17 protein-coding genes are annotated in these 17,235 nt (G+C 72.7%); 11 read left to right on the plus strand and 6 right to left on the minus strand.

What is annotated here, in order from left to right; translation table 11 throughout:
• Positions 1-46 precede the first annotated feature (46 nt).
• Positions 47-1,090: a hypothetical protein gene (locus tag ACGFZS_RS02465; RefSeq protein ID WP_393793553.1), complete on the minus strand. Its 1,044-nt coding sequence runs from the start codon at positions 1,088-1,090 to the stop codon at positions 47-49.
• A gap of 275 nt (positions 1,091-1,365) precedes the next feature.
• Here ACGFZS_RS02465 and ACGFZS_RS02470 point away from each other — a divergent pair, with 275 nt between their 5' ends.
• The 4 genes from ACGFZS_RS02470 (at position 1,366) to ACGFZS_RS02485 (ending at position 5,293) form a co-directional block, all read left to right on the plus strand.
• On the plus strand, positions 1,366-1,947 hold the full coding sequence (locus ACGFZS_RS02470; RefSeq protein ID WP_355712973.1) for an XRE family transcriptional regulator: 582 nt from the start codon (positions 1,366-1,368) through the stop codon (positions 1,945-1,947).
• Positions 1,948-2,041: 94 nt separating this feature from the next.
• Positions 2,042-2,614, plus strand: a complete 573-nt coding sequence (locus ACGFZS_RS02475; protein ID WP_393793554.1) for a hypothetical protein — start codon at positions 2,042-2,044, stop codon at positions 2,612-2,614.
• 23 nt (positions 2,615-2,637) lie between these two features.
• Positions 2,638-3,855 carry an MAB_1171c family putative transporter gene (locus tag ACGFZS_RS02480; protein WP_393793555.1) on the plus strand — a complete coding sequence of 406 codons (1,218 nt, stop codon included), beginning with the start codon at positions 2,638-2,640 and terminating at the stop codon, positions 3,853-3,855.
• The gene (locus ACGFZS_RS02485; RefSeq protein WP_393793556.1) at positions 3,848-5,293 is read left to right on the plus strand and encodes an FAD-dependent oxidoreductase; all 1,446 of its coding nucleotides are present in this window, start codon (positions 3,848-3,850) and stop codon (positions 5,291-5,293) included. Before ACGFZS_RS02480 ends, ACGFZS_RS02485 begins: the two co-directional genes overlap by 8 nt.
• Positions 5,294-5,332: 39 nt before the next feature.
• Here the strand turns inward: ACGFZS_RS02485 and ACGFZS_RS02490 are convergent, their stop codons facing one another.
• Both ACGFZS_RS02490 and ACGFZS_RS02495 read right to left on the minus strand, forming a co-directional pair.
• Positions 5,333-6,457: an MBL fold metallo-hydrolase gene (locus ACGFZS_RS02490; RefSeq protein ID WP_393793557.1), complete on the minus strand. Its 1,125-nt coding sequence runs from the start codon at positions 6,455-6,457 to the stop codon at positions 5,333-5,335.
• A 113-nt stretch (positions 6,458-6,570) separates the two neighbouring features.
• The gene (locus ACGFZS_RS02495; RefSeq protein WP_393793558.1) at positions 6,571-7,896 is read right to left on the minus strand and encodes a glycoside hydrolase family 3 N-terminal domain-containing protein; all 1,326 of its coding nucleotides are present in this window, start codon (positions 7,894-7,896) and stop codon (positions 6,571-6,573) included.
• 554 nt (positions 7,897-8,450) lie between these two features.
• On the opposite strand from ACGFZS_RS02495, the gene ACGFZS_RS02500 reads away from it, so the two are divergent.
• Together ACGFZS_RS02500 and ACGFZS_RS02505 are read left to right on the plus strand one after the other, a co-directional pair.
• Positions 8,451-9,908 carry an aldehyde dehydrogenase gene (locus tag ACGFZS_RS02500; protein WP_393793559.1) on the plus strand — a complete coding sequence of 486 codons (1,458 nt, stop codon included), beginning with the start codon at positions 8,451-8,453 and terminating at the stop codon, positions 9,906-9,908.
• 9 nt (positions 9,909-9,917) lie between these two features.
• Positions 9,918-10,151: a ferredoxin gene (locus ACGFZS_RS02505; protein WP_089101390.1), complete on the plus strand. Its 234-nt coding sequence runs from the start codon at positions 9,918-9,920 to the stop codon at positions 10,149-10,151.
• Between the two features lie 24 nt (positions 10,152-10,175).
• On the opposite strand, the gene ACGFZS_RS02510 is transcribed toward ACGFZS_RS02505, so the two are convergent.
• Complete coding sequence (locus ACGFZS_RS02510; protein ID WP_393793560.1) at positions 10,176-10,802, minus strand: 1,4-alpha-glucan branching protein; 627 nt, start codon at positions 10,800-10,802, stop codon at positions 10,176-10,178.
• A gap of 117 nt (positions 10,803-10,919) precedes the next feature.
• Between ACGFZS_RS02510 and ACGFZS_RS02515 the strand changes: the two genes are divergently transcribed.
• Entirely contained in the window at positions 10,920-11,711 is a 792-nt protein-coding gene (locus ACGFZS_RS02515) for a tetratricopeptide repeat protein (protein ID WP_393793561.1), read from the plus strand.
• 286 nt (positions 11,712-11,997) lie between these two features.
• On the opposite strand, the gene ACGFZS_RS02520 is transcribed toward ACGFZS_RS02515, so the two are convergent.
• Positions 11,998-12,627 carry a TetR family transcriptional regulator gene (locus ACGFZS_RS02520; RefSeq protein WP_393793562.1) on the minus strand — a complete coding sequence of 210 codons (630 nt, stop codon included), beginning with the start codon at positions 12,625-12,627 and terminating at the stop codon, positions 11,998-12,000.
• 219 nt (positions 12,628-12,846) lie between these two features.
• Here ACGFZS_RS02520 and ACGFZS_RS02525 point away from each other — a divergent pair, with 219 nt between their 5' ends.
• From ACGFZS_RS02525 to ACGFZS_RS02535, 3 genes are read left to right on the plus strand one after another with little or no spacing between them, the layout of a single operon-like run.
• Positions 12,847-14,241 carry a glycosyltransferase family 4 protein gene (locus tag ACGFZS_RS02525; protein WP_393793563.1) on the plus strand — a complete coding sequence of 465 codons (1,395 nt, stop codon included), beginning with the start codon at positions 12,847-12,849 and terminating at the stop codon, positions 14,239-14,241.
• Entirely contained in the window at positions 14,235-15,005 is a 771-nt protein-coding gene (locus tag ACGFZS_RS02530) for a class I SAM-dependent methyltransferase (RefSeq protein WP_393793564.1), read from the plus strand. Before ACGFZS_RS02525 ends, ACGFZS_RS02530 begins: the two co-directional genes overlap by 7 nt.
• Positions 15,002-16,072: a prenyltransferase gene (locus ACGFZS_RS02535; RefSeq protein ID WP_393793565.1), complete on the plus strand. Its 1,071-nt coding sequence runs from the start codon at positions 15,002-15,004 to the stop codon at positions 16,070-16,072. The genes ACGFZS_RS02530 and ACGFZS_RS02535 overlap by 4 nt, the downstream gene beginning before the upstream one ends.
• A 100-nt stretch (positions 16,073-16,172) precedes the next feature.
• On the opposite strand, the gene ACGFZS_RS02540 is transcribed toward ACGFZS_RS02535, so the two are convergent.
• Positions 16,173-16,460 carry a hypothetical protein gene (locus ACGFZS_RS02540; RefSeq protein ID WP_359208148.1) on the minus strand — a complete coding sequence of 96 codons (288 nt, stop codon included), beginning with the start codon at positions 16,458-16,460 and terminating at the stop codon, positions 16,173-16,175.
• Between the two features lie 135 nt (positions 16,461-16,595).
• Here ACGFZS_RS02540 and ACGFZS_RS02545 point away from each other — a divergent pair, with 135 nt between their 5' ends.
• Complete coding sequence (locus ACGFZS_RS02545; protein WP_393793566.1) at positions 16,596-17,159, plus strand: hypothetical protein; 564 nt, start codon at positions 16,596-16,598, stop codon at positions 17,157-17,159.
• The last annotated feature ends 76 nt before the right edge of the window (positions 17,160-17,235 follow it).

Raw genomic sequence — 17,235 nt, forward strand, 5'->3', positions numbered from 1 at the left:
AGCGAGGGGCGGAGCCAGAAGCAGAACCGGGGCCGTCCGCCGTGCGCTAGGCCGCCGTGGCGAACGGGGCGATGCGGGCGGTGAGGTGGCGGGCCATGCGGCGGAGGGCGTCCTCGCAGGCGGAGGGGGTCTCGGCGGTCGCGACCCAGAGGGCCAGCCGGTCGGCGGCGGTGGCGTGCGGGCCCTCGGTGACGTGGTTGCCGGTGTCCTGGGTGAGGATCATGCGGTCGGCGCCGGGTTCCTGGGCCGCGTCGGGGGAGAGGTCCAGGTGGTCGAGGCGGCCGGTGGCGGCCGGGTAGGCGAACTGGATCGCGGCCGCCCGCTGCCGGGTGGGCGTGGTGTCCGGGACCTCGCCGGTGGCCAGCGCCGCGGCGGCCTGGGCGAGGTCGACACCGGTGGCCCGCCGGACGAGGAGCGGGATCAGGTCGCCCGGGAGGTGCGGGGTGACGCCGGTGACCCGGGGGCCGCGGTCGGTGAGGGTCAGCCCGATGTGCAGGACACCCCGGGTGAGACCGAGGGCGTGCACGGTGCGGTCGACGGCCAGCCGCAGGAAACGGTTGTGCAGCAGGCCGTCGTGGGCGTGCACGAGATGCCGCAGGGGCTGCCGGGCGGGGGCCGGGCCCAGGGTCGTACGGGTGATGGCGGCGATGCGGATCTCGCCGTCCAGGACGACCGTCTCGGCCGAGACCCGGGGCGCGCCCGGACCGGCGGCGGGATCGTCGACCGGGACCGTGCGGTCGGCCAGCAGCGCGCGCAGCGCGGCCGGGTCGGCGCAGGCGGCGGCCGTGGCGGGGGAGAGGCCGGGCAGCCCCAACTGCCCGGCGATCCTGGCGGCGGCGACCGTGTACTCGCCCGAGTGGGTCAGCACACCGCGGACCCGGTGCCGGGCCGCGAACCGCACCACCGCCGATGCCGTCGCCCCGTCCTTGCCGGGGTCCGCCGCGAGATGACCGGCCAGGCACGGACGTGCCCAGTCGGGCGGCGCGGGGTCCACCAGCACCACCGGGCGGGCCGCGGCGACGCGCGTCAGGACGAACTCGTCGTACGCACGCCGGCGACCGGCCCCGAGGAGCAGGACAGGCTGCGACATCGGTTCGCCTCACCTTCTGGGGAGGAGGCGGGGCGGCTGGTCGCCCCGGGTGCCGCTCCCCCATCGGCGGCACCCGGGGCGGGTCGGTTCGACCGTGGCCTGGTGGTGTGATCCTTTCCTGTCGGACCGTCATATGTCAACGATTGCTGCCCTGTTCCGCAGTGGTCCTTGTCATGTCTGGTGGCCGGGACCGAGGATTCGATAGCCTCGCGTCTGCCCGGCCGGGCAACCCGCCGACGCCGAACGGTCGTTGACATGTGTGCAGGGGGACCTTGGTGAGTGACGCCCATGCCCCGCTGACCGGCGTTCTGGAGCGGCTCGGGGAGCTGACCGGACGGCCCGGGCGGCTGTCCGAGGTACTGGACGTCGCCGAACTGTCGTATCGCACCGGGATCCCCGTCGGAGCCGTCGCCGAACTGCTCGCCGGCCGGGCCGCGCCCGAGGCGGGGCTCGCCGAACGGGTGCGGCAGCGGCTGGACTTCATCCGGGAGAACCGGCGCCGGCCCGACGGCAAGCGGTACTCGCTGGGGGAGCTGGCGGCGATCGCCGGCACCAGCAGGCAGTGGCTGAGCGAATGGCGCAAGAGCGGCCTGCCGAGCCTCGAACACACCGACCGGCTACGGCGGTTCTTCGGCCTGCCGCCCGGCTTCTTCACCGCCGACGAACCCGAGGCGCTCCACGAGGCGCTCCAGCCGGTGCTCCAGTGGTACGAGGCGCAGGCCGACCCGCTGTCCCGGCTGCGCGAGAGCGGACTGGGCCGGCTGGCCGCCCGCGCCCCGCAGATGAACGCCCGGCAGCTCGCCACCCTCGCCGACCTGGCCGAGATGATCATCACCTCCGAGGGCGCCGCCAACTGAGCCCGGAGCAGGCCGACTCACGACTTCGAGGACACCCCATGCCCTTAGGAATGCCCTTAGGAACGACGCCGACCGCCCGCGAGGACGACGACGCATGAGCCCGAGACGATCGCCCAAGCGGTTCCTCGACCGGCTCGTCCGGGACACCGCCCGCACGCTGGAACCGCCGACCGGACCCGAGGCGTTCCTGCACGCGCTGTGCGCCACCCTCGGCCCGGCACTGGACCGCCCGGTCCGGCTCAGGTTCGTCGCCTTCCCGCCGGGACTCGACGTCTCCGGGATCACCCTCGCCACGGATGACGAGTACATCGTCGTCGTCGAGGAACGGGCCGCCGACGCCCACAAGTTCGTGATCGCCGGGCACGAGATCGGCCACATCCACTACGGCACGCTGGACGTCCACTACCCGGACGGCACGCCCGCCGCCGCCCGCCGGCTGCTCGCCCGGTCGGACGAGGACGTCCCCTGGGACCGGGTCGTCGCGCTGGCCACCCGCTCGCCCGCCGCCCCCGCCGCGCGGGCCGAGTGGGAGGCCGAGGAGTGCGGGCTGCGGCTGGCCGCCAAGTTCCGCAAGGTGGTCGGGCCGTACGCGGCGACCGGCCGCACCACCCAGGACACCCTGACCGACCGGCTGTCGTCCTCGCTGGGCAACATCGGCGGTCCGTGATGGGCGGTGGCCGGCACTGGGACATGGCGGGCTCCTTCGCCGCCTACGCGATCCCGGCCGTACTGATGGCCGTGGCCTTCGTGATCAAACTGCCGCTGCTCAGACGCGCCTGGCAGGACCCGATCCTGCGGGCCACCGCCCTGCTGCTCGGCATCGGCGCGATCGTCTTCGCCTCGCTCCCGCCGGGCAACCTGCACCGCATCAACGAGCTCACCGGCGTGCCCAACTTCGCGGGTGTCTGGGTCTATTCGCTGCTGACCGCCTACTCCGGCGCCTGCCTCTGGCTGATCATCACCTGGCGCGAACCGCCGTCCGCCGCCCGGCGCCGCAGGACCCGCCTGGTGTGGGCCGCGTACGCCGTGATCATCGTCGGCCTCTGGCTGACCTTCGCCCTCGGCGACCACCACGTGGAACGGCTCCGCGACCTCGACACGTATTACGCCAACACCCCCTGGATGCGCGAGCACACGATGCTCTACCTCCTCGCGCACATGGTGTCGGCCGTGGTCGCCGCGAGCATCCTGTGGGCCTGGTTCCAGGAGATCGCCGACACCTGGCTGCGCCGGGCCGTGGTCTGCCTCCAGGTCGCCTACGCGCTCGGGTTCGTCTTCGACGTCGCCAAGACGGCCGCCGTCGCCGCCCGTTGGACGGGCCACGACTGGGACTACCTCTCCACGTACGTCGCCCCGCCGTTCGCCATCGCCGAGGCGTTCCTGGTCTCGGTCGGCTTCCTCGTCGGCCAGGTCGGCCCGCTCTGCGAGGAACACCGGCGGCTGCGCCGCGCCCACCGGCGACTGGAGCCGCTGTGGCGGGCGATGCTGACCGTCGGCGCGGCCCCCGCCCCGGCCACCGGCCGGGTCTCGGGCGCCGAACTCCGGCTGGAACTGCGCCGGGCGGCCATCAACGACGGCCTGCTCAGGCTCGCCCCCCGGCTCAGCGGGGAGCGGCGCGAGCGGATCCGACGCCGGGCGGTCGCCGAGGGGTACGACGGGTCCGCCGCGCGCGGGATCGCGGCGGCGGTCGACATCCTGGTGGCGGTGGACGCCTCCCGGGCCGTGGCCGACGGCCCGACCGCGGCCCACCCCGCCCACGGCCACCCCGCCGACGCCGACGCCGCCCCCACCGATGTCCCCGACAGCGAACTGGAGTCCGTGGCGCACGCGCTGCGGGTCCACGCACCGGTCATAGAAACGTTCCGCCGGCAGGCGGCCGCCACAGAAGGTCTCAGCACCCATGCCTGACATGCCCGACCGAGCCACCGCAGCGGACCGTCGCACCGCGATCGTCATCGGCGGCAGCACCGCCGGACTGCTCACCGCCTCGGTCCTCGCCACCCGCTTCGACGAGGTCACGGTCGTCGAGGCCGACCGGCTGCCCGAGGGCCCCGAGCGCCGCAAGGGCCTGCCGCAGGCCCGGCACGCGCACCTCCTGTGGTCCGGCGGCGTGGCCGCCCTGGAGGACCTGCTCCCGGGCGTCACCGAGAAGTTGGTCGGCCGGGGCGCCGGTCTCGTCGACGTGATGAAGGACCTGGTCAGCAAGGCGCCGACGGGGCAGTGGTTCCGGCGGTTCACCGACTCGCGGCACAGCATGATCGTGTGCAGCCGGGACCTGCTGGACGCGGTGGTCCGGGCGGAGGTGCTGGCCAGGCCGGGGGTGACGCTGCGGGACGGCACCCGGGTGGCGGGGCTGGTGGGCGACCGGGACCGGGTGTCCGGCATACGTGTCTCCGGCACCGGCACCGACTCGGACGGCGGCGGTGACGGCGTCCTGCTCGCCGATCTCGTGATCGACGCGAGCGGTCGCGGCTCCCGGACCCCCGAGTGGCTGACGGAACTGGGCCTGCCGCCGGTCACGGAGCGCGTCGTGGACGCCGGGGTGGCCTACGCCAGCCGCGTCTACGAGGCCCCGCCCGCCACCGCCGCCCTGCCCCGCTACCCCGTCGTCAACGTCCAGGCCGACCCGCGCAACGCCCCCGGCCGCGGCGGGGTCCTCCTCCCCATCGAGGGCGGCCGCTGGCTGGTCACCGTCTGCGGCACCCGCGGCGGCCAGCCGACCGCCGAACCCGCCGGGTTCGAGCACTTCGCGCTCACCGGCCTCAAGGACCCGATCATCGGCCGGCTGATCGCGAACGCCCGGCCGCTGACCGACCCGGTGACCACCCACAGCACGGCCAACCGCCGCCGCTACTACGAGAACGTCCCCGTCTGGCCGGAGGGGTTCGCGGTGGTCGGTGACGCGGTCGCCGGCTACAACCCGGTCTACGGCCACGGCCTCTCGGTCGCGGCGCAGAGCGCGATCGCGGTCCGCGAGGTGCTCGGCCGGCATGACGCGGGTGCGCTGGGCACCGCCCGCCGCATCCAGCGCGCGGTGGCCCGGCCGGTGGGCAACGCGTGGAATCTGGCGGTGGGGCAGGACGCGTACTACCCGGGGGCGGCACCGGAGCCGCCGACGGCGGTGGAACGCCTGCTCACGGCGTACGTCGACAAGGCGGTGGCGGCTGGCTCGGGCAACCCGCGCGCGCTGCACGGGCTGCTCGACGTGATGAGCCTGACGACCCCGCCGACGCGCCTGTTCGCGCCCGACATGCTGTGGAACGTCTTCTTCGCCGGACGCAAGGGACCGTTGGGCGAGGTGCCGCTGTCGGTCGCGGAGCGCGAGGCGGCGGGGCTGGAACGGTAAGGGGGGCCAGCCGCTCCAAAGGGTCCATGAGGGGCGTTTCTACACCGCCACGTACGTGATCGGGTCGGTCCCCGCCACCGGTTCCGCCTGCCCCAGCTTCACCAGGCGGCGCAGATGCGCCTCCGCCTCCGAGACGGCGATGTTCCGCGAGCCGTAGGGGATCCGGTCCCAGGGCCGGTTCCACTCCATTCGCACCGCCAACTGCCAGGGCGTGAGCGGCTGTCGGAGCAGGGACAGCAGGTCGGCGAGGCGTTCCTCGTGGTGGGAGAGGAGTTCGCGGACCCGGCCCGGCGCGTCGGCGAAGGTGTGCTGGTGGGCCGGGAGGACCTCGGCGGGGGCGAGGCGGCCGATGCGTTCCAGGGAGTCGAGGTAGTCGCCGAGGGGGTCGGTGACGGTCGCGTCGTCGGGGTCCTCGTAGAGGCCGATGTGCGGGGTGATCTCGGGGAGGAGATGGTCACCGGAGAACAGGCGTCCATGACCGGGGAGTTGAGCCGGGTGGGCCTCCTCCAGGTGCAGGCAGACATGGCCGGGCGTGTGCCCGGGCGTCCAGATCGCGCGCAGCCGGCGGCCGGGGAGGCCGAGCAGCTCGCCGGGGACGATCTCGCGGTCGGGCAGGGCGGGCGCCAGCCCCGCCGGAGTGCTCCGGCGACGCGGTCCGCCCCGCAGCGGTGCCACGTGCTCCTCGGGCGCCCCGGCGGCCGTCAGCTTCGCCGCCATGTACGTGAACCAGCGTTCGGGCCGGGTCTCCCGGGCCCGCCGTACGATCGCCGCGTCGGCCGCGTGCATCGCGATCCAGGCCCCGGAGGCCTCCCGCACCCGCCCCGACAGCCCGTGGTGGTCGGGGTGGTGGTGGGTGATGACGACACCGTGCACCTCACCGGCCCCGACCCCGCACGCGTCCAGCCCCGCCGCCAGCACGTCCCAGGACCCGGGGTCGTCCCACCCGGTGTCGACCAGCACGGGTCCGCGGTCGGTGTCGACGACGTACACGAGGGTGTGGCCGAGGGGGTTGTCCGGGATGGGCACCTCGACGGAGCGCACACCTCCGCCGTGGTCGTGGACGGTCACCTCCGGCGCCACCGCGGCCGTCCCGTCCTCCCGGTCCTGTCCGTCCCGCTCGTTCCGCTTGTCCCGCTCGCCCTGCCTGTCCTGACTGTTCGCCATTCCGCCGCCCTCCGCCCCCGCGCCGTCCCACGGCCTTCGCTCACTATAACCAGACCTGATTGCACGTCAGATACAGAGAGGCGAAGGTCACTTGGGAACGGCGCGGGGCGCGGTCAGGAGCAGAGGTTGACGTGCCGGACGGCCAGGACGTGCCCCGCCGCGTCGATGAGGCGGCTGCGGGCGAGGTGTTTGCCGGTCACCGCGTTGGTGATCGCCGTGGCGATGGCGGTGGTCTGGGCGCCGACGTTGCCGCCCAGGTCGAACAGGACCATGTCGGCACCGGAGCGCAGGGCCTGCACCGCGGCGGCGGGCACGCTGAACCCGGCCGCCGAGATCGCCTTGGCGCTGAGCGAGTCGGTAACCACCAGCCCCTTGAAGCCCAGCTTGCCGCGCAGTTCGGAGCTGATGGCGGTGGGCGACAGGCTCGCCGGGTTGGTGCCCAGGCCCGGCACGACGTTGTTGGCGATCATGATGGCCGGGGCGCCGGCCTTGATGGCCGCGGTGAACGGCGGGATCGCCACCTTCTGCAGGGTGGACCAGGGCAGGGTGCGGGCCGGGCCGAAGTCGGAGTTGTAGGTGGAGCCGCCGATGCCCGGGAAGTGCTTGACGACGGGTATCACGCCCCCGTCGCGCATCCCGTTCATGTACGCGACACCGGCCTTGGAGACCACCGCGGTGTCACCGCTGAAGGACCGCCATCCGTCGGGGTTGGTCTTGCTCGGGGCCTCGTTGCGGCCGTCGACGTCGACCACCGGCGCGAGGTTCATGTTGACCTGGTTGGCCGCCATCCTGGTGGCGACCTTGGCGACGTTCTGCTGGATCTGCGCCGGGGTCCAGTGCGCGCCCATGTAGGCGGCCCAGGGCAGGTCCCCGACCAGGTTCGCCATCCGCTGGATGCCGCCGCCCTCCTCGTCGGTCATCACCAGCAGGCCCAGATGGCCCGGCACGTGGGACTTCAGGGTGGTCAGCCGGGAGCCGAGGTCGGCCGGGGCCTTGCTGCCGAACAGCACCACCCCGCCCGCACCGGCACTCACCTCGCTGGTGGCGTCGGCCACCGAGGTCTCCGACACCGGGACGGAGATGGTCAGCATGGCCAGCCGGCGGTTCGACCACCCGGCCAGCTTGGTGCTGTTGGTGCACGCGGCGGGGGTCGCGCTGGTGGCCGTGGCGGACGTGGTGGCGGGGGTGGCCGGGGTGGCGGCGGCCGTCGCGGCGGGATCCGCCCTGAGGGACGACGGCACGGCGGACGAGGGCGCCGGGGACAGACCGGGGTCGCTGGAGTGCGGGGCGGCTGCCCCGGGGGCGCCCGTGCCGCAGCCCGCCAGGAGCATGGCCGCCATGACGGCGGCGGTGCTGACTCTGTGTGCGGTCGCGGCCCGGCGGGGGACTCGCGGAGCTGCGGTCGCGCTGCTGCGGTCACGGTACGACGGGACGATCATCGCCCGGCCTCCTTCCGGAAGGCGCGACGGTACCCGTCGCGCCGAGGGCCGTATGAGCATGGGATGGGCCTTACGAAGCGTGTGATGCGCTCCGGGCCGAAATTGTTCGAAGGTCCACGGTCGGCATGTCACCAGGATCGCGCGTCCCGGAGCCGACGGGAAACCAGACCGCCGCCGCCCTGACCGGCCCGCCCTTGGCCCCCCTCCCGAAACCGCTGGTCAGAGCCGTTTGCCCGCTACCGGCAGAGCGCCCGCGGGACGGTGCCGCAGGGCCCGCCGCCAGGGTCCCGCCGCCGTGGCCCCGCCGACGCTCCAGGACGCCGTCCGCTGCTGCCCTGAGGTCCTCTCCCGGGCCGTGGTCCCGGCGACCGGCACCGCCTGCACTCGCCCTGCACTCACCCTGAACGAGGACGAACGGCTCCCGGAGTCGGTCCGAGGCATCCCTCACCGGCACTGAAACCGCAGGTCAAGGCCTATTCGGCCGCACCCCTGGCTTCCTTGAACTAGAACTGGTATCAGTTCTGAGACATCGTCAGGAAGGGTGGCGGGGCGCCATGACCGAGTTCCTGGAGTACGGGCAGCTGTTCATCGGCGGGGAGTTGACCGACCCCCTGGGCGAGGACGTCATCGAGGTGATCTCGCCGCATACCGAGGAGGTCTTCGGGCGGGTGCCGCACGCCTCCCGGGAGGACGTGGACCGGGCGGTGGCCGTGGCGCGCCGGGCCTTCGACGAGGGGCCCTGGCCGCGGATGACGCTCGACGAGCGGATCGAGGTCGTCACCCGGATCAAGGACGCGATCGCCGTGCGGCACGAGGAGATCGCCCGGGTGATCTCCTCGGAGAACGGCTCCCCGTACTCCTGGAGCGTCCTCGCCCAGGCGCTCGGCGCGATGATGGTGTGGGACGCGGCGATCAGGGTGGCGCGGGACTTCACCTACGAGGAGACGCGCGACGGGGTGCTCGGCAGGATCCTGGTGCGGCGGGAGCCGGTCGGGGTCGTGGCGGCCGTGGTGCCCTGGAACGTGCCCCAGTTCGTGGCCGCCGCCAAGCTCGCCCCGGCCCTGCTCACCGGCTGCACGGTGGTGCTGAAGCCGTCGCCGGAGTCACCGCTGGACGCGTACATCCTCGGCGAGATCACGAAGGAGGCCGGGCTGCCCGACGGGGTGCTGTCCATCCTTCCGGCGGACCGCGAGGTGAGCGAGTACCTGGTCGCCCACCCCGGTGTCGACAAGATCTCCTTCACCGGGTCCGTCGCGGCCGGCAAGCGCGTGATGGAGGTCGCCTCGAAGAACCTCACCCGGGTGACCCTGGAACTCGGCGGCAAGTCGGCGGCCGTGGTGCTGCCGGACGCCGACGTGGCCACCGCGGTCGCCGGGATCGTGCCGGCGGCCTGGATGAACAACGGCCAGGCGTGCGTGGCGCAGACCCGGATCCTGCTCCCGCGCTCCCGCTACGACGAGTTCGCCGACGCCTTCGCCGCCGCGGCGGGCGCCCTCAAGGTCGGCGACCCGCTCGACCCGGCGACCCAGGTGGGCCCGCTCGTCGCCCGCCGCCAGCAGCAGCGGAACCTGGACTACATCCGGATCGGGCAGGAGGAGGGCGCGAAGATCCTCACCGGCGGCGGCCGTCCCGCCGGTCTGGACCAGGGCTGGTACGTCGAGCCCACCCTCTTCGGCGGCGTCGACAACTCCATGCGGATCGCCCGGGAGGAGATCTTCGGCCCGGTGATCTGCCTCCTCCCCTACGGCGACGAGTCCGAGGCCCTGAAGATCGCGAACGACTCGGACTACGGGCTGAGCGGCAGCGTCTGGACGGCGGACGTGGCGCACGGCATCGAGGTCGCCCGGCAGGTCCGCACGGGCACGTACTCCGTGAACACCTTCAGCCTCGACATGCTCGGCCCGTTCGGCGGTTACAAGAACTCCGGTCTGGGACGCGAGTTCGGGCCGGAGGGGTACGGCGAGTTCCTCGAACACAAGATGATCCACCTGCCCGCCGGCTGGGAGGGGTGAGGCGCCGCCATGGGTGACCGCTGGCACGTCGAGGTCGACCGGTCGATCTGCATCGGCTCGGCCCAGTGCGTCCACCGCGCCACCGGCTCCTTCCGCCTCGACTCCGCCATGCAGTCGCACCCCGTGGACCCGGAGACGGACGCCAACGGGAAGGTCCTCGACGCGGCCGAGAACTGCCCGGTGGAGGCGATCACGATCACCCTGCTGGGCAGCGGGGAGCCGGTGTTCCCGCCGGAGGACTAGGCGGCCCAGGAGGGCTCAGGAGGGCTAAGGGGTCTGCAAGGTCGCGAACAGGGCGTGGGCGCGGCTGCCGTCCGGCTGCTCCCACGCCCCGCCGACCTGCCCGACCGCGCTCTCGGGCGGGGTCGACCCGGGGGTCAGCACCCGCCGCAGCCGCAGCACCAGGCCGGTGTCCGGCACGGCGAACTCGGTGCTCCGGTCGGTGTCGACGGGGGCGCCGAGACCGGCGACGGGGCCCTGACCGGCGTAGGAGCGGACGACCTCGCGGTCGGGGGTGTCGCTGACGCTCTGCGCCTGCGCCTGGACGCGCCCCTCGATCAGCGCGAGCAGCCCGGCGGTCAGCACCGGGTCGTGGCAGCCGTCGTAGACCCAGCGGCCGCCGAGCACACCGTGCTCCATGGTGCCGACGAGCGCGTGCTCGGCGCCGGCGAGCGGGGCGCCGCGGTAGGTGAGCGGGACGAGATACGCCCCCGAGTCCTCGGTGACCACCATGAACTCGATCCCGACCTCACCCTCCGGGTCGTCGAGCCGGAAGCCGCCGGCCTTCGTCAACTCCGGTGCGGCGGAGCCGCGGTACCAGGGGCGGGTGGGCAGCCAGCCGGCGAGGAGTTCGACCTTGGTGGGCTTGAGGGTGGTGCGGTGGATGAGTGCCATGGGGGAGATTCTGCGGTCCTGCGGGTCCGCCCCGCCAGGTACTTTCCCGCGGGCGGCGGGTCCGCGCGGCCTGAGGTACGCTCCTGCGGTTCCGACGGGCCGAACAGGGTGGGAAACGTGCGCAAGTCCGAGGCCGAGGCGCTGATCAGGGCGGCCTACGAGGCCTGGGACGCCGAGGAGTGGCCGACCGCCGCCGGGCTCTTCGAGCGGGTCCTCGCCCACTTCCCGGACGAGGAGCGCAGCGCGGTGTGGTGGTACGACGCCGCGCTCGCCCACAAGTTCCTGCGCGACTGGGCCAAGGCCTGCGCCCTGGGCCGGGAGGCCGCCGCCAGGGCACCGCGCGGGGAGGGCGATCCGGCGTTCTGGAACCTCGGTATCGCGGCCACCGTCCAGGGGGACTGGGCGACGGCCCGGGACGCCTGGAGCGGCTTCGGCATCCAACTCCCGCCGGGGGAGGGTGAGATCGACGGGCGGTTCGGGCAGGCCTGTGTCCGGCTGGACACCGCCGGCGAGCGCGAGGTCGTGTGGATCGACCGGCTGTGCCCGACGCGCGGGCGGGTGCGGAACGTGCCGGTCTCGGCCGGGCGGCGGTTCGGCGAGATCGTCGTGCACGACGGCGAGCCCAAGGGGCACCGGGTGGTCGACGGCCGTGAGTTCCCCGCCTTCGACGAACTGCTGCTCCTGCGCCCCTCCGAGCTGCCGACGCTGGAGGTGACGGTCGGCGCCGGCGAGGTCGCCGACCTGGAGGCGCTGATCGAGCTGTTCGTCGAGAACGACTTCGGCGCCGAGCCCGCGAGCGGCCTGCAGCTGCTCTGCGCCTGCTGCAGCGAGGGCACCCACGAACAGCTGCGCAAGGCCCACGCCGGCGCTCAGCGGGTGTCCCTGGCGGCCCCGGAGGCGGTGGGGTAACTTTTGGCGTTTGTCAGAAAAAGTCCAGAAAATCCCCCATTGGGGTGTTGTCATACCCCCTGCGCGTTCTATCCTGAAAGCAGCCTACGAGGCGAGTGAGGGAGTCCGAGCGGAGTAGCCGACTCTGGCGTGACGCAGATGCAGAAGCATCCGCCGGTGCCGACGTCGACGGTCGGGCTGAGAGGCCGGAAGGCAGCGGTAAGGCCGGACGGCGACCCCCATCACCTGATCCGGACCATGCCGGCGAAGGGAACCCGTCTCGTAGGTCTTTCCGTGCCCGGTGCGCCTACGGCCGTTCGCCCGGCTCCGTCAGGTCGATCAGCCGGCAGACCGTCTCGATGTCTATCTTCACCTGGGCGATCGAGGCGCGGCCCGAGAGCCAGGTGATCAGCGCCGAGTGCCAGGTGTGCTCGATGACGCGGACGGCGGAGAGCTGGGCCGGGGTGGGGTCGGTGCGGCCCATCGCGTCCAGGATGATCACCGTCGTCTGCCGGGAGACCTGGTCCACCTCGGGGGAGACGCTGCGGTCGGCGAAGGTGAGCGCCCGGACCATCGCGTCGGCCAGGTGCGGCTCCCGCTGCAGGGCGCGGAAGGCCCGCATCAGGGTCTCGGCGACCCGCTCGGAGGCCGTGTCGCCCGCCGGGGGCTTCTTGCGCAGGGTGCCGTGCATGTGCTCCAGCTGGTCCTGCATGGTCGCGACCAGCAGGTGCACCTTGGAGGGGAAGTAGCGGTAGAGCGTGCCCAGGGCCACCTGGGAGGACTCGGCCACCTCGCGCATCTGCACCGCGTCGAAACCGCCCCGGCTGGCCAGCTGGGCGCTCGCGTGCAGGATCCGGCGGCGCCGGGCCTCCTGCCGCTCGGTGAGCGGCGGGGTGGCCGATCTGGCGCCGATGTCCACCTTGGCTTCCGCAGGCATGGGTCCCGTCCGTGACAGTCGGTGAGGGCAGCGTTGGGGCGAGTGATCAGACAGCATGGCAGGGGTTCGCGCCGTGGCGCGAATCACCTGATCCACTGCTCACTCCGCCCCTACCTGCCGGTAGATTCAGAGCTTCTTGAACGATCAAGTCTGAAACTTGTTCTAGATTAGCGTCCCGGCGTAATCTCGCGGGAAAGAGCAGGGAGAAGGGGGCCCGGAGTGACCGCTGAGGCCAGGCGGGCGGGTACCAAGGAAGAACCCGCCGCCGACGGCGAGCGACCGCTCGACATCGCGCTCCTCACCTATAAAGGGAACCCGTTCTGCGGCGGCCAGGGCGTCTACGTACGGCACCTGTCACGCGAGCTGGCCCGCCTCGGCCACCGGGTCGAGGTCATCGGCTCCCAGCCGTACCCGGTCCTCGACGAGGGGTACCCCGCGCTCACCCTCACCGAGCTGCCCAGCCTCGACCTGTACCGCTCCCCGGACCCCTTCCGGACCCCGAAGCGCGACGAGTACCGGGACTGGATCGACGCCCTCGAAGTGGCGACCATGTGGACCGGCGGCTTCCCCGAACCGCTGACCTTCTCCCTGCGTGCCCGCCGCCATCTGCGCGCCCGCGCCGGGGAGTTCGACGTCGTCCACGACAACCAGACGCTCGGGTACGGCCTGTTGGGCGACGTCGGCGCACCCCTCGTCACCACCATCCACCACCCCATCACCGTCGACCGGCGGTTGGAGCTGGACGCGGCCGAGGGCCGGCGGCGGCGGTACTCCGTACGGCGCTGGTACGCCTTCACCCGGATGCAGAAGCGGGTCGCCCGCCGGCTGCCCTCCGTGCTCACCGTCTCCGGCACCTCCCGCCAGGAGATCGTCGACCACCTCGGCGTCCGCGAGGACCGTGTCCACGTCGTCCACATCGGCGCCGACACCGATCTCTTCGCGCCGAATCCCGCCGTGCCCCAGGTGCCCGGCCGGATCGTCACCACCTCCAGCGCGGACGTGCCTCTGAAGGGGCTGGTCTTCCTCGTCGAGGCGCTCGCCAAGGTACGGACCGAGCACCCCGCCGCCCACCTCGTCGTCGTCGGCAAGCGGCCCACCGAGGGACCCGTCGCCCAGGCCATGGAGCGCTACGGCCTGGCCGGCGCCGTCGAGTTCGTGAAGGGCATCTCGGACGCCGAACTCGTCGACCTGGTCCGGTCGGCCGAGGTCGCCTGCGTGCCGTCGCTCTACGAGGGCTTCTCGCTGCCCGCCGCCGAGGCCATGGCGACCGGCACCCCGCTGCTCGCCACGACCGGCGGCGCGATCCCCGAGGTGGCCGGCCGGGACGGGGAGACCTGCCTGGCCGTACCGCCGGGCGACGCGGGCGCGCTGGCCGCCGGGCTCGGCCGGCTGCTGGGCGACCCCGAGCTGCGGGCCCGGCTCGGCCGTGCGGGCCGTGAGCGGGTGCTGCGGCACTTCACCTGGGCCCGCGCCGCCGAGGGCACGGTGGCCCGCTACCGCGAGGCGATCGCCGGCCGTACCGGGGAGCGGTCCGCGCCCACGACTCCGGGCCGCCCCGCGGCCACCCCCCTCGCAGACGTCGCTTCCACTCCCGAAAGCAGGGCCACGTGCTGACCGTCGACTTCTCCCGGTTCCCGCTCGCCCCGGGCGACCGAGTCCTGGACCTCGGCTGCGGAGCCGGCCGCCACGCCTTCGAGTGTTACCGGCGCGGCGCCCAGGTCGTGGCCCTCGACCAGAACGCCGAGGAGATCCGCGAGGTCGCCAAGTGGTTCGCGGCGATGAAAGAGGCCGGCGAGGCCCCGGCGGGCGCCACCGCCACGGCCATGGAGGGCGACGCCCTCGCCCTGCCGTTCCCCGACGAGTCCTTCGACGTCGTCATCATCTCCGAGGTGATGGAGCACATCCCCGACGACAAGGGCGTGCTCGCCGAGATGGTGCGGGTGCTCAGGCCCGGCGGGCGGATAGCGGTCACCGTGCCGCGCTACGGCCCCGAGAAGGTCTGCTGGGCGCTCTCCGACGCCTACCACGAGGTCGAGGGCGGCCACATCCGCATCTACAAGGCCGACGAACTGGTCGGGAAGATCAAGGAAGCCGGTCTGCGGCCGTACGGCTCCCACCACGCGCACGCGCTGCACTCGCCGTACTGGTGGCTGAAGTGCGCGTTCGGCGTCGACAACGACAAGGCGCTGCCGGTCCGCGCGTACCACAAGCTGCTGGTCTGGGACATCATGAAGAAGCCGCTGGCCACGCGGGTCGCCGAGCAGGCGCTGAACCCGGTGATGGGCAAGAGCTTCGTCGTCTACGCGACCAAGCCGCACCTGCCCGCGGTGCCGGAGAAGGCCGAGAACGCCGGGAACGCCGAGGTGGCCGCCAAGTGACCACCCCCCGGACAGAACACCTCGTCCTGCCCGGGGTCCTCACCGCCGAGCAGGCCGCCGCGACCGTCCGCGGCATCCTCGCCGTGCAGCGGGAGGACGGCGCGATCCCGTGGTTCCGGGGGCACCACCTGGACCCCTGGGACCACACCGAGGCCGCGATGGCCCTTGACGCGGCAGGGGAGCACGAGGCCGCCGAGCGGGCGTACAGCTGGCTGGCCCGGCACCAGAACGAGGACGGCTCCTGGTACGCGGCCTACGCCGACGGCGCCCACGACGACGTCACCGACCGGGCCCGCGAGTCCAACTTCGTCGCCTACATAGCCGTCGGCGTCTGGCACCACTACCTCTCCACCGGCGACGACACCTTCCTCGACCGGATGTGGCCCGCCGTCTACGCGGCCGTCGAGTGGGTGCTGCGGCTGCAGCAGCCGGGCGGCGAGATCGGCTGGCGCCGCGACGACGACGGCACGCCCGCCGACGACGCGCTGCTGACCGGGAGTTCGTCGGTCCACCACGCGTTGCGCTGTGCGCTCGCCATCGCCGAGCAGCGCGAAGAGGCGCAGCCGGACTGGGAGTTGGCGGTGGGCGCGCTGCGGCACGCGATCCGGCTCCACCCGGAGCGGTTCCTGGACAAGGACCGGTACTCGATGGACTGGTACTACCCGGTGCTGGGCGGGGCGTTGACCGGTGCGGAGGCCAAGTCCCGTATCGAGAAGGACTGGGAGCGGTTCGTCGTGCCCGGGTTCGGGGTGCGGTGTGTCGTACCCAATCCGTGGGTGACGGGCGGGGAGTCGGCGGAGCTGGCGCTGGCGCTGTGGGCGGTCGGGGAGTCCGACCGGGCGCTGGAGATCCTTCAGTCGATCCAGCATCTGCGGGACGCGGAGTCGGGGCTGTACTGGACGGGGTACGTGTTCGAGGACGACGCGGTGTGGCCGCGGGAGCTGACCACGTGGACGGCGGGTTCGCTGTTGCTGGCGGTCGCGGCGCTGGGCGGGCATGACGCGACGTGTGCGGTGTTCGGGGGCGAGGAGCTGCCTTCCGGGCTTGAGGTGGATTGCTGCGCCTAGCGGGGTGGGGGGTTCTGTGGTAGGGCGGGTGCGGCGTCGTCGTGGCTGGTCGCGCAGTTCCCCGCGCCCCTGACGGGGCGCTTTTCCCGCCCGGCGTTCATCAGTGGCGGTGCATGCGGTTGGCTATGGCGTGGCCGATGAAGAGGTAGACCACTGCCGCGAGGCCGTAGCCGGCCACCACGCGGGCCCAGGCCTTGTGGAAGGTGAAGAGGTCGTGCGACCAGCCGGCGAGCCAGTCGGCCGCGTTGTGGACGAACTGGACCAGGCTGTTCGCCCGGTTCGCGTCCAGCAGGTACATCAGGATCCAGAGGCCCAGGATGAGGGCCATGACGTCGGCGACGACCGCGACGACCCTACCGGCCTGATTGGCACCGCGTTCAGAGGACATACCCTGCGGCTTGCCGCTGAACGGTCCTTGAAACCTTGACGGTGTTCCCCCGAGTGGCGCGCTGCCGCCATCTGGGTGAGGCTGCCGGAGGAAGTACCCGCTCGGGGAGGACACCGAGACACACGGGAGGACCCCGTGCCCGTACCGATACGGCGCCTCGTCGTCGCACTGACCCTCTGCTGTGCCCTGGTCGCCGGCGTCACCGCCTGCGCCGGCAGCACCCGGAGCAAGTCCATCGACAACGCCGCGGTGGCGGCCGCCGTGGCCGACACGCCCAGTCCGAGTACGTCCGCGGAGAAACAGAAGTTCGCCAAGACGCGGTTCGTCGCCAACGCGTCCCTCGCGGCCGGCGCGACCTACCAGTGGATCGTGAAGCCCTGGAAGGCCGGCAAGTTCAAGAAGGGCGCCCACGGCCGCACCTTCGCGCTGATCAAGGCCGGTGCCGCGGGCGCCTTCGCCTACAACCGGCTCAAGGCGGCCAAGAAGAACGCCCAGGGCGATCCGCTGCTGGCCAAGGCGATCGCACCGCTGTCCGCGGGCATCGACGCCCTGAAGGACCTGCCGTCCAAGCTCCGCAAGGGCGACGGGGACGCGGCGAGCTCCTTCAACGACATCATCAACCAGGTCAAGGAGGCCGGGCAGAGCGCCGGCGCCACGGTCACCAACCAGGTGCCCAAGGCGTCCCAACTCACCCACTGACAAAGGCGGTTCGGCGCCGGTGTGTCGTTCGCCCCGTGTTCGGCCGGAGTTGACGCTTCCGGCGGTGTGTGTTCGA

The organism is Streptomyces sp. NPDC048288, assembly GCF_043201555.1.
GTDB lineage: Bacteria > Actinomycetota > Actinomycetes > Streptomycetales > Streptomycetaceae > Streptomyces.

Excerpts from the sequence above, each read along its gene's own strand:
- ACGFZS_RS02505 (WP_089101390.1), top strand. The coding sequence starts at position 9,918 with ATGGGTGACCGCTGGCACGTCGAGGTCGACCGGTCGATCTGCATCGGC.
- ACGFZS_RS02485 (WP_393793556.1), top strand. The coding sequence starts at position 3,848 with ATGCCTGACATGCCCGACCGAGCCACCGCAGCGGACCGTCGCACCGCG.
- ACGFZS_RS02495 (WP_393793558.1), bottom strand. The coding sequence starts at position 7,896 with ATGATCGTCCCGTCGTACCGTGACCGCAGCAGCGCGACCGCAGCTCCG.
- ACGFZS_RS02465 (WP_393793553.1), bottom strand. The coding sequence starts at position 1,090 with ATGTCGCAGCCTGTCCTGCTCCTCGGGGCCGGTCGCCGGCGTGCGTAC.
- ACGFZS_RS02500 (WP_393793559.1), top strand. The coding sequence starts at position 8,451 with ATGACCGAGTTCCTGGAGTACGGGCAGCTGTTCATCGGCGGGGAGTTG.
- ACGFZS_RS02540 (WP_359208148.1), bottom strand. The coding sequence starts at position 16,460 with ATGTCCTCTGAACGCGGTGCCAATCAGGCCGGTAGGGTCGTCGCGGTC.
- ACGFZS_RS02475 (WP_393793554.1), top strand. The coding sequence starts at position 2,042 with ATGAGCCCGAGACGATCGCCCAAGCGGTTCCTCGACCGGCTCGTCCGG.
- ACGFZS_RS02490 (WP_393793557.1), bottom strand. The coding sequence starts at position 6,457 with ATGGCGAACAGTCAGGACAGGCAGGGCGAGCGGGACAAGCGGAACGAG.
- ACGFZS_RS02520 (WP_393793562.1), bottom strand. The coding sequence starts at position 12,627 with ATGCCTGCGGAAGCCAAGGTGGACATCGGCGCCAGATCGGCCACCCCG.
- ACGFZS_RS02480 (WP_393793555.1), top strand. The coding sequence starts at position 2,638 with ATGGCGGGCTCCTTCGCCGCCTACGCGATCCCGGCCGTACTGATGGCC.
- ACGFZS_RS02510 (WP_393793560.1), bottom strand. The coding sequence starts at position 10,802 with ATGGCACTCATCCACCGCACCACCCTCAAGCCCACCAAGGTCGAACTC.